16 protein-coding genes are annotated in these 17,322 nt (G+C 41.0%); 13 read left to right on the forward strand and 3 right to left on the reverse strand.

Features of this window, described 5'->3' with window-relative positions; genetic code table 11:
- Positions 1–93 precede the first annotated feature (93 nt).
- From mutS to LVD17_RS09080, 10 genes are all read left to right on the forward strand, one after another.
- Positions 94–2,706 carry a DNA mismatch repair protein MutS gene (gene mutS / locus LVD17_RS09035; RefSeq protein WP_233766221.1) on the forward strand — a complete coding sequence of 871 codons (2,613 nt, stop codon included), beginning with the start codon at positions 94–96 and terminating at the stop codon, positions 2,704–2,706.
- A 279-nt stretch (positions 2,707–2,985) separates the two neighbouring features.
- Positions 2,986–3,705, forward strand: coding sequence for a porin family protein (locus tag LVD17_RS09040; RefSeq protein ID WP_233766222.1), 720 nt, complete (start codon positions 2,986–2,988; stop codon positions 3,703–3,705).
- A 44-nt stretch (positions 3,706–3,749) separates the two neighbouring features.
- Positions 3,750–4,883 (forward strand): hypothetical protein, encoded by a 1,134-nt coding sequence (locus LVD17_RS09045; RefSeq protein ID WP_233766224.1) that lies wholly within the window; start codon positions 3,750–3,752, stop codon positions 4,881–4,883.
- 64 nt (positions 4,884–4,947) lie between these two features.
- A complete protein-coding gene (locus tag LVD17_RS09050; RefSeq protein ID WP_233766225.1) occupies positions 4,948–6,075 on the forward strand; it encodes a hypothetical protein in 1,128 nt (375 codons plus the stop codon).
- Between the two features lie 219 nt (positions 6,076–6,294).
- On the forward strand, positions 6,295–7,245 hold the full coding sequence (locus LVD17_RS09055; protein ID WP_233766226.1) for an acyl-CoA desaturase: 951 nt from the start codon (positions 6,295–6,297) through the stop codon (positions 7,243–7,245).
- A gap of 93 nt (positions 7,246–7,338) precedes the next feature.
- Positions 7,339–7,503 carry a hypothetical protein gene (locus tag LVD17_RS09060; RefSeq protein WP_155173592.1) on the forward strand — a complete coding sequence of 55 codons (165 nt, stop codon included), beginning with the start codon at positions 7,339–7,341 and terminating at the stop codon, positions 7,501–7,503.
- A gap of 146 nt (positions 7,504–7,649) precedes the next feature.
- Entirely contained in the window at positions 7,650–9,140 is a 1,491-nt protein-coding gene (locus tag LVD17_RS09065) for a sensor histidine kinase (protein ID WP_233766227.1), read from the forward strand.
- 1 nt (position 9,141) lies between these two features.
- Positions 9,142–9,831, forward strand: coding sequence for a response regulator transcription factor (locus LVD17_RS09070; protein ID WP_233766228.1), 690 nt, complete (start codon positions 9,142–9,144; stop codon positions 9,829–9,831).
- Between the two features lie 121 nt (positions 9,832–9,952).
- A complete protein-coding gene (locus LVD17_RS09075) occupies positions 9,953–10,348 on the forward strand; it encodes a hypothetical protein (RefSeq protein ID WP_233766230.1) in 396 nt (131 codons plus the stop codon).
- A gap of 88 nt (positions 10,349–10,436) precedes the next feature.
- Positions 10,437–11,396: a beta galactosidase jelly roll domain-containing protein gene (locus LVD17_RS09080; protein ID WP_233766231.1), complete on the forward strand. Its 960-nt coding sequence runs from the start codon at positions 10,437–10,439 to the stop codon at positions 11,394–11,396.
- A 41-nt stretch (positions 11,397–11,437) separates the two neighbouring features.
- Here the strand turns inward: LVD17_RS09080 and LVD17_RS09085 are convergent, their stop codons facing one another.
- Entirely contained in the window at positions 11,438–13,345 is a 1,908-nt protein-coding gene (locus LVD17_RS09085) for a M61 family metallopeptidase (protein ID WP_233766232.1), read from the reverse strand.
- Between the two features lie 145 nt (positions 13,346–13,490).
- Between LVD17_RS09085 and LVD17_RS09090 the strand changes: the two genes are divergently transcribed.
- Both LVD17_RS09090 and LVD17_RS09095 read left to right on the forward strand, forming a co-directional pair.
- A complete protein-coding gene (locus LVD17_RS09090; RefSeq protein WP_233766233.1) occupies positions 13,491–13,877 on the forward strand; it encodes an acyl-CoA thioesterase in 387 nt (128 codons plus the stop codon).
- Between the two features lie 12 nt (positions 13,878–13,889).
- Positions 13,890–14,243: a hypothetical protein gene (locus LVD17_RS09095; protein WP_155173599.1), complete on the forward strand. Its 354-nt coding sequence runs from the start codon at positions 13,890–13,892 to the stop codon at positions 14,241–14,243.
- Here the strand turns inward: LVD17_RS09095 and LVD17_RS09100 are convergent.
- Together LVD17_RS09100 and LVD17_RS09105 are read right to left on the reverse strand one after the other, a co-directional pair.
- Positions 14,240–15,295: a saccharopine dehydrogenase family protein gene (locus LVD17_RS09100; RefSeq protein ID WP_233766235.1), complete on the reverse strand. Its 1,056-nt coding sequence runs from the start codon at positions 15,293–15,295 to the stop codon at positions 14,240–14,242. The genes LVD17_RS09095 and LVD17_RS09100 overlap by 4 nt on opposite strands.
- Before the next feature lie 177 nt (positions 15,296–15,472).
- The gene (locus LVD17_RS09105) at positions 15,473–16,138 is read right to left on the reverse strand and encodes a TPM domain-containing protein (protein WP_233766236.1); all 666 of its coding nucleotides are present in this window, start codon (positions 16,136–16,138) and stop codon (positions 15,473–15,475) included.
- 82 nt (positions 16,139–16,220) lie between these two features.
- Between LVD17_RS09105 and LVD17_RS09110 the strand changes: the two genes are divergently transcribed.
- On the forward strand, positions 16,221–17,321 hold the full coding sequence (locus LVD17_RS09110; RefSeq protein WP_233766237.1) for a 6-phosphofructokinase: 1,101 nt from the start codon (positions 16,221–16,223) through the stop codon (positions 17,319–17,321).
- The last annotated feature ends 1 nt before the right edge of the window (position 17,322 follow it).

Genomic DNA, 17,322 nt, shown 5'->3' on the forward strand with positions numbered 1-17,322 from the left:
TAGTGTGTAATGTGTAATTAAAAAGACAGTAAGACACCAGCCTTGCTAATCGCACCAAAAAAATTAATCTTTGTGACCTTAATTGATCATAAAATGGCTAAGACCAAAGACGCAAAAGAAACTCCGTTAATGAAGCAGTACAACGCTATTAAAGCGAAGTACCCGGGGGCCTTATTGCTATTCAGGGTTGGTGATTTTTATGAAACCTTTGGTGAAGATGCTGTTAAAGCCAGTAAGGTTCTGGACATTGTATTGACCAAGCGTGCCAATGGAGCGGCTTCTCACATAGAGCTGGCAGGCTTCCCTCACCATTCACTGGACACTTATTTACCGAAACTGGTAAGGGCAGGTAATCGGGTGGCCATTTGCGATCAACTTGAAGATCCCAAGTCGGTTAAGGGTATAGTTAAAAGAGGTGTAACGGAGTTGGTTACCCCAGGCCTTTCCTTTAATGATAATGTTCTGGAGAAGAAGGCAAACAACTTTCTGGCCTCTATACACTTTTCGAAAGACCGGGCCGGAGTGGCTTTTCTGGATGTTTCTACCGGAGAATTTATGACTGCTCAAGGGTCAAAGGATTATATCTCTAAATTATTTCAGGGATTCAACCCTTCCGAGGTTATCTTCTGCAAATCTGCAAAGGAAGATCTCAGACAGCTTTTTCAGGACGACTACAATACCTTTTCATTAGACGAGTGGATCTACAGTTTCGATTTTGGCTATGAAAAACTGACGGCCCATTTTCAAACCACTACACTCAAAGGCTTTGGTATTGAAGGTATGGATGATGCCATTATTGCAGCCGGAGCTGTTTTGTATTATCTGGAAGAAACGGAACATCGCGAAGTAAAACATATCTCCTCAATATCCAGAATTGACGAAGACCGATACGTTTGGCTTGATAAATTTACTATTCGTAACCTGGAATTGATTTATCCACAACATGATGGAGGTGTACCACTAATTGATATTCTGGATTGCACGGTTACGCCGATGGGTTCGCGGTTGTTGAAGAAGTGGATGGTATTACCTCTAAAGGAAATAACCACGATCAATGAGCGATTAAACACGGTCAAAGGATTTACAGAAAACACCGATCTTCTTGATGATATTCAGCAAAACCTTAAGCAAATCGGTGACTTGGAAAGGTTAATATCCAAGGTAGCCGTTGGCCGCATTAATCCACGGGAAATGAACCAGCTCAAGAAGGCCTTAAAAAATACTTTGCCGATCAAGAAGATCCTGCAGGAGAGTAAGTTTGCAGAACTCAAAAAACTGGCGGATCAGATTAATCCCTGCGAATTCCTGCTGGAAAAAATAGAAAATGAGCTGAAAGAAGAGGTGCCGTTAACCTCCAATGTTGGCGGTTTGATCAAAGACGGCATTAATGAAGAACTGGATGAGCTGAGAAAAATAGCGTATTCTGGCAAGGATTATCTTATTCAGATACAAAAGCGAGAAGTTGAGCGCACGGGCATTTCTTCTTTAAAAATAGCTTACAATAAAGTTTTTGGTTACTACCTCGAAGTAAGCAATGCCCATAAAGATAAGGTACCTGGTGAATGGATCAGAAAGCAGACCCTGGTTAACGCCGAGCGATACATCACTGAGGAACTCAAGGTCTATGAAGAGAAGATTCTCAATGCAGAAGACAGGCTGTTTGTTATTGAGCAGAAATTATTCTATGAACTGGTCGTGAGTGCTGCTGATTACGTGACCCAAATACAGCAAAATGCAAGGGTTTTGGCTACCGTAGACTGTTTGAATTCTTTTGCTATCATCGCGAGGAACAACAAGTACGTAATGCCTGAGGTCAATGACTCTACTGCCATAGATATCAAAGAAGGTAGGCATCCTGTTATAGAAAAGCAGCTTCCCTTAGGTGAATCCTACATTCCCAATGATGTTTTTCTGGATAACGACCATCAGCAGATTATGGTTATAACAGGACCCAACATGGCGGGTAAGTCTGCTTTGCTCCGGCAAACAGCCTTAATTGTGCTTATGGCGCAAATGGGGTCTTTTGTACCAGCCAAACAGGCTTCGATTGGCATGGTTGACAAAGTTTTTACCCGTGTGGGAGCCTCTGACAACCTGTCAAAAGGAGAATCAACTTTTATGGTTGAGATGACCGAAACAGCCAGCATCCTTAACAACCTCAGTGACCGTAGCCTGGTGCTGATGGATGAGATCGGCCGGGGTACAAGTACCTATGACGGAGTCTCCATAGCCTGGTCTATAGTCGAATTTCTGCATAACCATCAGGATTATTGTGTCAAAACATTGTTTGCCACACATTATCACGAGCTTAATCAGTTAACGGAAGACTTTCCACGTATTAAAAACTTCAATGTATCGGTAAAAGAAGTTGGCGATAAGATCATCTTTATGCGAAAGCTGAAGGAAGGTGGTAGTGAACATAGTTTTGGTATTCATGTGGCACAACTCGCTGGTATGCCGAATAAGGTAGTTATAAGAGCCAACGAGATTATGCACTTCCTGGAGAAGGATAAGCATAAAAATGACACCCGCAAAAAACTTGAGGAAGTACCAAAGGCCAATTATCAAATGAGCCTTTTTGAGGCTGATCCAAAATATAAACAAGTGCAGGAAATGATGGACACCCTTGACATCAACACCATTTCACCGGTAGAAGCCCTTCTTAAACTTAATGAGATCAAAGTAGTACTAAAGGGCAAGGCATAACCTGAATATTCATCCGTTTATCTACCTGATCCTTACGCAGATCAGGGCAAAACCCGCTATATACTACCTAAATTCAGCAAGTAACCTGGATTCCAGATATTTTAAATTAATCATTTCTTTTTACAAAAATTATCAAAATAAAATTTGAATTATTCAATATGCCTATTAGATTTGCGGCCTATTAAAGCAGGGTAGTTAATAGAATAAAGAACTATGTTTTTTTATTTAATCAAATAATATTCTTATTACTTATAAAATAATAATTTAAAATTAAACAAAATGAAGTTAGTCCAAGTGGTATACGCGAAAGCCTTCTTGATGTTGTTCGGTGTCTCATATGCGTTTGCGCAGGAGGAGGCGAGCAACACAATTGAATATGGGTTTAAAGCGGGTGCTGTAATGAGTGAGTTAAGTTCGTCATATCATACAGGATCCAGATTAGGTTTTACAGCCGGAGCTTTCGGTTCTTATCAGATCAATGATATGCTGGCAGTACAAGCAGAGGTAGCTTATTTTCAATCAGGAGGTACCTATTTACAATTTAAAGATGAGTCCAGGTTTGGAGGATCATCAGATTTTTTCAACAACCATGTTAAGGATGCTTCAGTTACCCTGCACAACATTTATGTTCCTGTTCAGGCACGTTTTGCTCCTTTCAGCAATCCTGCTTTTCCTAAATTCCTTATAGGCCCATACATGTCATACAACATTGCAGCAACGGAATCTTATCAGAAAACAGGTCAATTAAACGGAAATGTTTTTGTAACCGCTGCAGGTGAAGATGTGGTTTCTGACCAGTACAAAAACTTTCAGTTTGGCGCCGTAGCCGGCCTGCAATTCGACATCCCTACTGAAGGAAATTTTGATTTGGTTATAGGAGCCGCTTATCAATATGGTATTACCCCGGTTAAAGAATCTTTCAGTTATATCGATTTTGTAGAAGTTACAGAAGATGTAACGGCCAATGCCTTCTCATTTACTGTTGGTGTTAAATTTTAAATAAAGCATAAAAATTAAAAACTAAATAAATCATGAGTTCTATAATGAAAAAAACAAGAATCCTATCGTTCCTTTTGGTGATCATACTTGCGGGTGTATTCACTTCTTGTAAAGATGATTTTACTGAAGAGGATGCTTTGAATGCTCAACAAACTGTTGATGTTTCTGTTTATGTAATTGATTACTTCAATACCACTGCGGTAAGTGGAGCAACTGTATCTATCATTAAAGATGGCGCTGCTGTAACTGCTCAAACCAATGAGCAGGGAATTGCTTCTTTTTCTGACGTTAAAATTGGTGGCGGATTACCTGTAACTGTAGAAAAAGAAGGTTTTACCAAAGTTCAAAATTTAGTAAATGTTGATGTTAACGATTATCGTCAAGGTCACTTTACTGCTACACTTGGAGTATTGTCATTAACTGAAAATACTGCCACTATTAAAGGTAAATTGGAAATAGAGTCAGACGTAACTAATGAGGATACCGAAGTTGTACCTGAAGGAACTGAAGTTAAAGCATATCTTGATCTTGATGGTATGAATACCGTTGAGTTTGTTGCTACTACCGATGCCAATGGTAACTACGAGCTTGTCGTACCTGCAACAAATACTGGTGTAGATTACAGAATGAAATATGCAACACTTACTTTAGATCAAACTATAGCAAAAAATGGAAACAAAGGAGATGCTGAATTTCCGACAACATTGCCTAGTATAGCTAGCATTTCAACAGTATTTAATCCAATTGGTTCTGCTATTGATATTCCTGGTGTACCTTCAATTTTTGCAACTGCTCCAGCTCCCGCTGCAGGAGGTACTGCTGCGATCATTTACAATGTTGACGTAAACTCAGATGGTGAGATTTATGACTTGGATTGGGATGATTCTGGTTCGGGATATACTCAGTCAGAAGGAACTGAGGTTCAAATTACTATTACTTCTCTTTTTGGAGGCTCTGGAGCTGATATTGTTACATATGTAGATGAATCAGATACCGACCTTTACACAAGCGAAACAATTAACGATGGCGGTACTGGTTACCCTTCTTTTGATGAGGCTAACAGAACAGGTCGGATAAATCCTAGTTTCACTAACTATGTTGACATCCAGACTGGTGAAATAAGACTAGTCAATGGTCATTATGGAACTGGTACCATTAGAGCGGAAGAAATCCAGTAATAAAGATTAGCCTCTGCTAACGGAGGCTAAACTTATCTTTTATTAAATATCTAAATAAGAAGGTATGTATAAATTAAGAAATTATTTGTTTCTGCTCTTTATTGGATTTGGCATTGTTTTTACCTCTTGCGAAAAGGATGGACTTACGGAAGAAGAAGTACTCAACATGGCCCAAGAGACAACTTTTGCAGTGAATGTAAAAGAGGAGGGAACAAATCTGCCCCTGGCTGGTGTGGATGTAACTATTTCTGCAAGTAGTAATGTTTATACATCAGTTTCAGATGAATTTGGTGTGGCCTATTTTGAAAATATTGAGCAAGGAGATGTTATTATTGCTTTAAAAAAGGAAGGTTACTTCAATTTGACGCAGGAAGCCGAAGTTTTCTCAAATGGCAGGTTGGCAGGTGACAACATCACAATGAACATGTATGCTGAGGAAATGGCGGCTATAGTCAAAGGAAGTGTTCGAATTCAAACGGATCTTACTACTACGGCTTTTGAGCATCCTGAAGGGATTGAGATTTACGCTAAATATAATAACACCACAATTGCATCTGCTAAGACTGATGCTGAAGGTAATTATTCCTTATTGATACCTACTACAGCTAATGGAAGATATATAACAATCCACTTTCCTGATCTGGTGTTTGATCAGAAAATAGCTGTTCGTGAAGAAAGTGGTGTGGTTATGAAAACGGCTAAAGGAACAATATTCAGACCTTATGATAAGGCCATGGCTTTACCTTCTACAGCTAACATCTTAGCGACAGTGGCTGGCCCTAATTATTCTAATGGACGCCAGGCTTATGTTGAATCTTTAACTGTTGAATCTGGTGTAATTTCAGGTGTTGAATTGGGTGATATTGGCTATGGCTATTCAACGTATTCTGCTATTTATATTAATTCGCTGGACGGTGGGTCCGGAGCTAATATTGAGGTTGACTCTGATTTTGATGGGTCATATTGTTATCCAGAATACTACAGGCTTGACCCAAATGATATTTCTATCTACAGTGGAGGAACAGGTTATCCCGATTATGAACCCAATGTAAATGTTTCAACCATGCACCCAGGTGGCTTTAAATGGGACCTCTGCGATTATTTAAACGAAACGGAGAGAGTGGAGTCTGGTGATGTTTACTTAATCGACGTTAACTACGGAACAGGAACAGAACTGGGAGAAATTCAATAATTATCCCTTTTATGTAGTAATAGTAAAGGCCGTTCAATATCAATTGGGCGGCCTTATTTTATATAAAAGGCACTACAGTATCTATTTTTATTGTTTCAAATTCTAATTTTCGACCCTTCCAATATTACCAACACACATAATTGAACCTTTATCAGGTTATTTAACTTACTACTAAATAATCCGTATTTTTGCGGAAGAATTTATTTTAAATGACCGGACATGTCAGAAGTAGTATTAGAAAAAAGAAGTAAACCCATTTTAAAGCAGGAAATCGCGTTTGCGATGGTACACCTGCTTCCTTTAGGCGCATTATGGACGGGTGCTACCTGGTTTGACTGGGTAGTTTGTGCGGTTTTATATTTTGGCCGCATGTTCTGGATAACAGGTGGCTATCACCGTTATTTTTCACATAAATCATATAAGACATCACGTTGGTTTCAGTTTGTGATTGCTTTTATGGCGCAAACATCAGCGCAAAAAGGTGCTCTTTGGTGGGCAGCTCATCACAGGCATCATCACCGATACAGTGATCAGCCCGAAGACCCACATTCAATGAAATTGTATGGCTTTTGGTATTCACATATTGGCTGGATCGTTGGGCCTGACTATAAGAAGACAGACTATAAAACTATTGGCGACTATGCCAAGTACCCCGAGCTGGTATGGCTAAATAAAAATTACCTTGTACCACCGCTGGTGCTGGCATTAGTTGTAATGGCTTTAGGCGGCTGGGTCAATGGAGGCAGCCCGCTGCTCATGTTTACCCAGGCCGGATTCTCTACCCTATTTATAGGATTTTTCCTTAGTACCGTTATTCTTTATCATGGTACTTTTTCAATAAATTCTATTATGCATAAGTTTGGAAAGCAGCGCTATAAAACCGGGGATGAATCCAGAAACAGTTTATGGCTCGCTTTGCTTACTTTAGGCGAGGGCTGGCACAACAATCACCATTACTATGAGGTCGCTGCCAGGAACGGATTCTTCTGGTGGGAAGTTGATTTTACCTATTATGGCTTGAAACTTTTTAACTGGATGGGGCTAATATGGGATTTGAAAGGTGTGCCTAAGCATATACTTTACTCGAAAGATAAACAGCATGCCAAAGAGCTTGCCGCCAAACTTAAGCATAATGAGCTGAGTGTAAGCGAGCTTCGAAAAACAGCTTAAAAGCAACTAAATGGTTATGAAATAAAGGTTGTCCATGTGGCAACCTTTTTCTTTATGCGGCGTTATGGTTTTAGGACAATAATATGATTAATTATGACTTCGTTATTTGTTGAATTTAGAGCTAAATTCAGGAAATCCGGAAGAGTACATTTTAAAGGCTTTCAGGAAGCCTTTGCTTTGTTTCAAGAGGTAGACAGGATGACAAAGCCGTGGCTGGAAGACGAGGATCTTGAGCCACCGGTGGGAACTATTGATTAAGCTTTTCACATAGCAGGTCATTAATAACCTAAATGACTCCCCTTACGTTTTAATTTTGAGTGAATTCTGTAAGAAAAACCGGGCTTATTTTACTGCTGGTATTTTTATTACCAGCAGTTTTTTATTCTGTGTACGAAATCTCTTCTTTGAGCAGGAATGAGGAGGTAATCAATAATATTTACCAAAACCAGCTTGATGCCATCCTTTATTCGGTAAACCAATATTCTGATGATGTTGCAGATAGCTGGACCTCAAAAATAGAATCTGCCCTCTCCTCTTCCGAACTTTCCGATTCTTTGCCACCAGCCATTTTGGAGGTACTTGATGTCAATTCCAGTATAGCCCTTATTTTCCTGACAGATACATCTTACAACCGCAAACCACTTTTATATAGTTATAATGACACTTTGGCCAAGATTGCATCTGGCAGGGTTGAGGAGGCTATGCAAGTGAATAAGTCTCAGGTAGACAGACTGGTCTTATACATGGAAAGTGGGTTTCAGAAACTTCAACCTCTTGATATCGACTTAATCATAAACAGTAAAGACCTGGTAACACTGGTTTTCATTCTCAATAAGCCGATTGGTAATTATTTGGTGTGTGGTATAGTTCTGGACCCTGAATTATTTATCGGAGAAACACTGAGGCCTAAATTACAGACTATAGCTGCTGATAAGTTCATACTGTCTGCTCATCAAAAAGGTACAGATGAGTTGGTTTACACCACGATTGATACGGTTAACAGATACGACTATAAGGCTAAGGCCATAACCAATGACTTCTGGATTCTCCCCGACTATTATCTGGGCATAAACCTGAAAGGTCGCGGCATTGATCAGATTGTCATGGAAAGAACCTATCTCAACCTGGGTTTGATATTGCTTTTGAATATTGTGCTGCTGTTTGGTGTTTGGCTGGCGTTTAAAAATGTGAAGAAGGAAATCCAGTTGGCAGAGAATAAATCCGTATTTGTTTCCAATGTATCCCATGAAATCCGCACACCACTGTCATTGATCAGTATGTTTGCCGAAACCTTGGAAATGGGCCGGGTACCGACGCAGGAAAAGCGGCAGGAGTACTACCAGATCATAAGCAAGGAGGCCCAAAGGCTTACAGCCATTGTGAATAAAATATTGAACTTTTCGCAGGTTGAGGCCAACAAAAGCAGCTATATTCTTAAGGCAGTGGATTTGAGTGATGCTGTAGAAGAAGTTCTTAAAACCTATACCTATCATCTGGAAAGCAAAGGCTTTAAATACTCATTCCTCCGGGAGGAGAACCTAATTGTAGAAGCGGATAAAGATGCTTTGCAGGAGGTAATCATCAATGTGCTGGATAACGCGATCAAGTACAGTAAAGACAACAAGCATATTGAGATTCAGACAGGAACATCAGGGAATCGGGCATTTATGTCCATCCGTGACCGGGGAATCGGTATTGCCCTGAAGGATCAGAAATATATATTTGACAAGTTTTACCGGGTTTCGACTGGAGATTTGGCCAAGGGTCAGGGTACAGGTCTTGGATTGTCGTTGGTCAAACATATTATTGCCAGACATAATGGCAAGATCAAAGTAAAAAGTGAATTAGGAAAAGGCACTACCTTTACCGTATATCTTCTACTTAAACAACAGTGATATGGCTGATATCTTAATCATTGAAGATGAACCCATGATGCGGCTTGGGCTAAAAGATAACCTGGAGTTTGAAGGGTATCGTATTGATCTTGCGGTTAGCGGCAAAGAAGGCTATGAAAAAGCTATTGACGGAAGCTATGACCTCATATTGCTGGATGTAATGTTGCCCGAGCTTTCGGGTTTTGAGGTATGTAAAAAGCTGAGGCAAAATGGAAACTCAACTCCGGTAATATTGTTAACAGCCAGAGGGGAAGAAATTGATAAGGTTCTTGGCCTTGAGATCGGGGCTGATGACTATGTGACCAAACCCTTTAGTGTAAGGGAGTTAATCGCCAGGATTAAAGCACTGCTTCGGCGGGTAAAAACGGAGGATCAAGGGAGCGCGGAAGATTTGGAGGTCAGAATTGGAAGGTTGGATATCCATTTTGGTAATTATACTGCCTCAGACGGGGACACTGAAATAAAAATGTCTCACAAGGAATTTGAAATACTACAGTATTTATATCAGCACAAAAATCAACTTGTAAGCCGATACGATCTGCTGGAGAATGTGTGGGGCTATGAAGAAAAGCCAACAACACGAACAGTAGATAACTTTATGGTAAAGCTGAGACAAAAAGTGGAAGCTAACCCTAATCAACCCAGGATCATCCTTACCGTACACGGGGCCGGATATAAAATGATCTATTGATTTACAGTACCTTACCTGTCGTGACAATCTTTTACATTTGATTACTTTTTGATGACACCCCAGGGTGTAATAGTGCCGTTATTGACTATAGAAATCAATTTTAGGTCAAAACAACACAGGCATGAAACTACAATTTAAACTCTTACTGTTTTTCCTTTTAATAGGAGCAGGCGCAATGGCACAGGACCAACAAAGCCAGATTGGGGCTAAGATATTACCATCTGCCGAGAAAGGTCTTGTAAAACTTCTGTATGTAAACCCCGGAGAGAAGCAGGTTTCTATAAATTTTTATGGAGAGAAAGGACTTCTGTTTAATGAAAAGATCAAATCAAATCAATTTAAGAATGGGTTTATTAAATATTATGATTTGAAATCCCTGAAGTCAGGCAAGTATTGGATAGAAATAGCAGACTCGGAAATTTCCGTCAGATATGAAATGATATTTACTGATGAAACCATGTGGATAAGTTATTGGAATAACTATTTGCCACAAACTGAAGTTGCAGCAGTAAAGTAAAAGACATCACTGGGGGGTGATTTAGGGGTGACATGTTCTTGAAAAGACCGTGGAACCCCTTAACTTTATAAGCTAACATTTAGGAAATTTGAGAACAGCGCTTATATCCATCTTGGTATTTCTTTTGAACGCTTCTTTTGCTCAGGAGCGACTTATCAACCTTGAGGGCCGGTGGAAGTTTTCTATTGGCGATAAAATTTCATGGGCTGACCCCTCTTATGACGACAGCTCGTGGGAAACCATTTACGCTCCGGAAATATGGGAGAACCAGGGTTTTCACGGTTACGATGGCTTTGCCTGGTACAGAAAATCCTTTGACATCACTAACCTGCCTGATAATAAAAGCCTGTATCTGCATCTTGGCTATATTGATGATGCCGATGAAGTTTATCTTAACGGTAAGCTCATAGGTTTTTCCGGGCATATGCCTCCCAAATTTAAAACTGCTTATCGAGCAGAGAGGCAATACACTTTTCCTGTTCAATACCTCAACAAGAACGGCCCAAATGTTATTGCTGTACGTGTATACGATGCAACCCGTGAAGGTGGAATTTCCGGAGGTAAGCTTGGTGTCTACGCATCGAGCTATTCTTCCGGTTTAATCGTAGATCTTCAAGGGGTTTGGTCTTTTAGAAAAGATAACCAAGGCTATAGAAGGGAAGACTGGGAGCAGATCATGGTGCCCATTCCGTGGGAACCCCAGGGGCATGAAGAATATGACGGCTGGGCTACCTATAAAAAAACATTTACCCTACCTGCAGGGACATCTGCTGAAAACCTTGTTTTAGTACTTGGCAAAATAGATGACTTTGACCGTACATACCTGAACGGTAAATTAATAGGCACTACCAGAGATGACAGGCCATTGGGTAAAAGCTACTCCTATAATGAGCTGAGGGTCTACACTATCCCTGCCGGATTGATCAGGCTAAATGAAGAAAACACCATAATTATTGAAGTGGAGGATATCGGGATGACAGGTGGGATCTGGAAAGGCCCTATAGGTATAACAACGGTGACCAGGTACTATCGATATTTGAAAGATTAAAAAAAGCCGGACCTCTATGGCCCGGCAACTGGTGAATTTCCTTATGGCCTCAGCCAGGCTTCCCTTATCAGTAATTGCTTTTCAGTAGGGTTTTCCATCAGTTCAAATAAATGCTGCTGAACAGCCTGAACTTTAAATACCGGTGAGCTTAATTCAACTTCATTGAAATTTCCTTCATCATCTTTTCGCAAGACCGTATAAGAAAGTGTTTGCCCTTCATCAAGGCTGTTCTGGATATTTCCAATAAACGGCCCGATCTCAGGACCCAGTGGAGGTATTGATTGTCCGTTAATCTTTAATAGAATATCCCCTTCTTCAAAGGCCAGTGAGTCTCCCATAGCATTGAGGTTATCAACGCCGGCTATAGCCAGGTACTTTTGACCTTCGTGTTCAGCTATAGTTATGTTTTGCTGTTGCAGACCTATACTATAAAGCTCTATATTTTCCTCGGGTATGTAATTTATACCTACCGTCTGGAAAATCTCTTTATATGGCAAAGGCTTTGTTCCGCCCACATAGGTTTTCAGAAACTCTCCTATTTCAGGGTATGTCATTTCGGTGATAATATCGAAGAGTTGTTCATCATCAAAGGCGCTATTTTTGCCATATTTTTTTGATAGGTCATGCATCAGCTCCTGAAGTCCGTATTCACCGTTAGATAATTCAAGCAGTTTAAGATCTAAAGCAAGGCCTATCAGAGCTCCTTTTAGGTACACGTTGTAATATTGATCCGAATATTTTTCCAGTGTAAACTTGCTGATGTCGGTAAAAGCGACTGTATCCAGAAAGTCAGATGCGGTTATCATCTTTTCCCTGATCATTTCAAGGTATTCATCAGGCCCGATCAGGTCGTATTGGATCTGCATATTGCCTGCGAAGTATTCTGTTACGCCTTCATACATCCACAGATGTTTTGACATTTTCGGATCGTTGAAATCAAAATTATCTATTTCCTCTGAGTGAATAGTTAAAGGCGTTACGATATGGAAGAATTCATGTGCGGCAAAGTCCCTCAACTGCTGCGCCATGGCCTGTATCTGCATTTCGGGCATATAGTAAAATGAACTGTACGAGTGCTCAAGTGCGCCATATGAAAGCACAGGCTGATCGGTGAAATAGAAAATAAAAGCATATTTATCAACAGGTAGCTCACCACCTAAATACTCCTTTTGTGCCTGCAAAATTTCCTTTATACTGGCAGCTATTTGTTCGGCCGTTACCATATTGTTTGGTGAGTAGGAAGCTATAAGCACTTCGGTATCAGCTACTTTGATAAGTGCAGTATCCGGAGCACTGTACATGATAGGTGAATCTACCAGCCGGTCGTAATCCTCCACTTTAAACTGGTCTACTTTTTTACCGGAGGCCTCTGCTTTTTCTGATTTTTCCAAATCAATTACCGTGCTCAGATCAGCTCCTACGGTGGCAGGTACCAATCCTGTAGCGCCGTAAAAGTTTTCCTTGCGAATGATATTAATGTCAAAAGGCACTTCTTTCATACCTTCGAAATATCCGAAAAAGCCACTGGGGTTCAGTACATAATTTTTGTCTGCTTCAATGTTGGTTCCGGCTGGTTCAAATATATCTGGCCCGTCTTTTTCTGTATCATAAGTATCTTCTACCCAATAGCTGATCTTTGCCAGCTTTTTGGCGCCCTTTATAGTCCATGAATTGTCGTTAATCCTTTCGGTTTCAAGTTTCCGCCCCTTTTTATCATATGCGGAGAACTCAGAGACCATTCTGCCATAGTCGGCAATGCTGTACGTGCCGGGAATGATCTTCGGAAGGTAAAATGTGATTTCATTCTCTTTGATCGCGGGTGGCTCAAGCTCTACAAAAACCTTGTCTTCATTAACTTTAGTCAGATCAATTGTATACTTATAGTTGTCATTGGCAAATACAGATATTGCACAAATGGTTAACAGGCTTAGAATAAATAGTTTTTTCATCTTTTGTTGAAGATAGTTATTTAGTTTGGGAAAGAAACGAAATCCTTCTCACATAAGTTTGAGACATTTGATAGAAGGAAGATATGTGGGTTAAGGATGCTTTTAGTTAACATAATTAAATATTTTATTGTTTAAATTTAGTGTTATGAATTTCCATACAAGAAAGTGGGTAAAACCCGAAGACTTAAACCCAAACGGCACTTTATTTGGCGGAAGCCTTCTGCGCTGGATTGACGAAGAGGCGGCTATTTACGCCATTGTGCAACTTGAGAATCAGCGATGTGTGACAAAATATATGTCAGAAATAAACTTCGTGAGTTCAGCCAAAAAAGGAGACATCATAGAGCTGGGTATGAAAGCCATACATTTCGGGCGAACTTCCCTGACTATTGCCTGTGAAGTCAGGAATAAACTAACCAGAAAAACCATACTGGCGATAGACAAGATCGTATTCGTTAGCCTTGATGAAAATGGCAAACCAGCTCCGCACGGTAAGACTGAAATTACGTATGTTAAAGATCGATTACAGTAAATATTTTACCCCATGAAACCGGAAATACTTAGTTTGGTAGCCTCACTATCGGGAGTTCTAATAGGTGGAGGCATCTCCCTTTTGCTGCAAAGAAACCAGCTGCGTCATGCTTTCAAGCTAAAAATTGAGGAACTCAAAACCGAACATATGGCTGAAAGGACCGCCCGTTATTATCTTTCACACAAGAGCTATACGGATCGCCGCTTCGACACCATTAAAAAAGGCCTTGGAGGGTTTGAAGATGATGAATTAAGAAAAATACTGGTCAGGGCCGGTGCCATCAGAAGCTACCGGGATGATGAGGAATGGTGGACCCTGCTTGAGCGAATGCCGGAAAAGATAGAGAAATTGAGGGCTGATGACTAACCTGCTTTTTCGAACTGACAACCGTCAATCTCCAAAATTACATCCCTTCCGTAGGCGGAAGATGGTGTTTGAAAGCCCGGGCGGAATATGCCATTGAGAATTTTAGAAGCGAAAAGCAATGTCGCCTGTGAAGTTAGTGTGTAACCATTTGGGGTTTTAAGCCTCGCCTCATAGTATGACCCGTTCGAATTTTCAGCCCTGCCCCAAAGGTAAGTGTTGCTGTTTTCCCTTTTTTCTTCGCTAGGACCTGCCGGCTTCTTATCCGTCTGCTTTTTGAGGAAATTTTTCACCCAGTTGATTTTAAGGAAAAAGCGCAGACGGTGTGCCCATTTTAGTGCTTTCAATTGCTTTTTTGATGACCCTGCGAAAACTTCAATATTGGGAATGCCAGTGCTGAAGTACGCAGAAGAAACATCGCCCCAGCTTATACCTGCTGACAATTTTTTAAACGATCCATAGTTTATATCCCTGACCGATTCACCCTGGGGCTTTGTTTTTAGCTGGTGGTTCGATCGATAGACCTGACCCTCGCCGGCCCCTTCTATCATTGTTTTCGACGTTCCTCGCGAAATACCTCCTCCTGTGGCTGCAAAAGCAAGCTGTAACTTTTCAGCATCAGGAACACGCGCTTTTAATAATGCTGCCAGGCAGTCTGAGGGTACCACGTCGAATCCTGAGCCGGGAAGTAACATCATACCGACTTTTTTTGCTGCCTCATCGTACCCATTAATAAGCTCGAAAACCTGGTACTCACCTGTAATGTCGAGATAATGGGTGAGTGTTGCCAGGCATGCTTCTACCATAGGTTTTGCTGTTTGTTGAAATGGGCCTGCGCAATGGATGACCACCTTTGCATCCTGCAAAAGGAGGTGTAATGCCTCTTTATTGGTCAAGTCAACTGCCGAATAAGAAAAGCCGGTCTCCTGAGAAAGCTTTTTTAGTTTCTCTTCGTTTCTACCTGAAAGTACAACCTCTATGCCTTGCTTCCTGGCCTCTTTTACAATCAGCTCTCCGGTATATCCGTAAGCTCCATAAACTACAATATCTGTCATATACTAGCCAAGCCGAATATCATCCGGCAATTCGTTAGGGTTTTGCGGTGGTTTATTAACACCACCTCTTTCTAATAGTTCTCCACAAAGTTGAATACCATTAATTAAACCTAGTGTGGGTTTTCCGTTCTTGATCTCCTACAATCAATTTGACCACGGCTTCCCATTCCTCAGGTTCTACTTTGTCATTGCGGCAACCAGGCCTGTGATCGTAGTTAAGATTGCTCCAATGGATACTCCTTTCCACTTGCCCATCCTTTTGCTCAGTGCCTGTGCTGCAATTACAAAAACAACAACAAGAATAAAATAAGGAAATTCAGTTTCTTCTGATGATTTGTCATGAGCCGATGGTTCCGAAAGTTCTTCCCCCTGAATAGCGGTAGATAATGCCTCTACTCCTTCATCAATGCCTGCATAAAAATTTCCCTGGCGGAAATTTGGTATGATGTAGTTATCTATAATTCTTTTGGCCGTGGCATCCGGAATGGTACCCTCAAGGCCGTAACCTACTTCAATCCTGACTCTTCTGTCATTTTTGGCTATAAGCAGAATAACTCCGTCATCAATATCCTTTCGTCCGAGCTCCCACTTTTCTGCAACACGTATGCCATAGTCCTCAATAGGCTCAGGTTCTGTTGTCGAAACGATCAGCACGGCTACCTGGCTGCCCTTGTCTTGTTCAAGAGCCCGGAGATTACGTTCTAACCGGTCAACTTCTGAACTACTCAATGTGCCGGTCTGGTCCGTTACCCGCTGCCATAGATCAGGTACAGACTGAATGCCCTGACCATATGAATGGGAGAGAAAGCATAGTAAAAAAAGTTGTAGAATTAACTTTTTCATGTAAGCCGCTAAACTCTTTTGATGCATGTCGTTAAACTTACTAAATATATCACTAAATTATGAGTAAAAGTATAGATCAGGTATGGCAAAAAGAAAAGTACTCGTACTAACCGGAGGAGGTGACTGCCCGGGCCTTAATGCAGTAATTCGCGGTATTGTGAAACGGGCTAAAAGTGAAAAGGATTGGGAGGTATTGGGGAGCATGGAGGCGTTTAATGGCGTTATGCGGGAGCCTATGGAAGTGATAGCGCTTAACGAGAAAATGACCGCCGGCATACATGTAAAAGGAGGGACTATTTTAAAAACTACAAACAAGGGTAATCCGTTTGACTTTCCTATCCTGCAAAGAGATGGCGGCTGGAGTACCGTCGATAAATCTGGAGAGTTGATAGAGCGTATAAAATCACTTGGTGTTGAAGCGGTTATAAGTATAGGAGGAGACGGTTCTCAAAGGATTTCACAAAAACTTTATGCGCAGGGCCTGAACATAATAGGCGTACCAAAAACGATCGATAATGATCTGTCAGGAACAGATTTTACTTTTGGTTTTCGTACGGCGGTTCAAATTGCAACGGATAGCTTTGATAAACTGGTGACTACGGCAGAGAGTCATCATCGTGTAATGATTATGGAAGTCATGGGGCGTGGAGCCGGATGGATTGCCTTGCACACCGCGCTTGCCGGAGGCGCCGAAGTTTGTTTGATCCCGGAGATTCCCTATGATATCAACAAGGTGGTAGAGAGGCTTAACCAACGTTATGATCAGGGAAAGGGCTTTGCTCATATAGTAATAGCAGAGGGAGCCCGTCCTAAAAAGGGAAAAGTTACAGCAGCGAAAAGCGATGAGGTTGGGTACGAGAATAAACGACTGGGCGGTGTTGCATACCGTTTGTCAGAGCAGCTTAAAGAAGCAGGTTGCGAAGCCGATATCAGGGAAACAGTACTTGGACACACACAAAGAGGGGGTACGCCGATAGCTTTTGACAGAATATTAGCCACACTGTTTGGGGTTAAAGCCTTTGAACTGGTACTTGAGGGAGAGTATGGGAAAATGGTTTCTTATAAGAACAATAGGATTACTGCGGTAAGCATTGAAGAGGCCATTCGTAAGTATAATTTTGTAAATAAGAATTCCTTTATGGTTAAAGCAGCCAGAAGTATAGGCATATCATTTGGGGATTAAA

Source organism: Fulvivirga ulvae (assembly GCF_021389975.1).
Taxonomy (GTDB): Bacteria; Bacteroidota; Bacteroidia; order Cytophagales; family Cyclobacteriaceae; genus Fulvivirga; species Fulvivirga ulvae.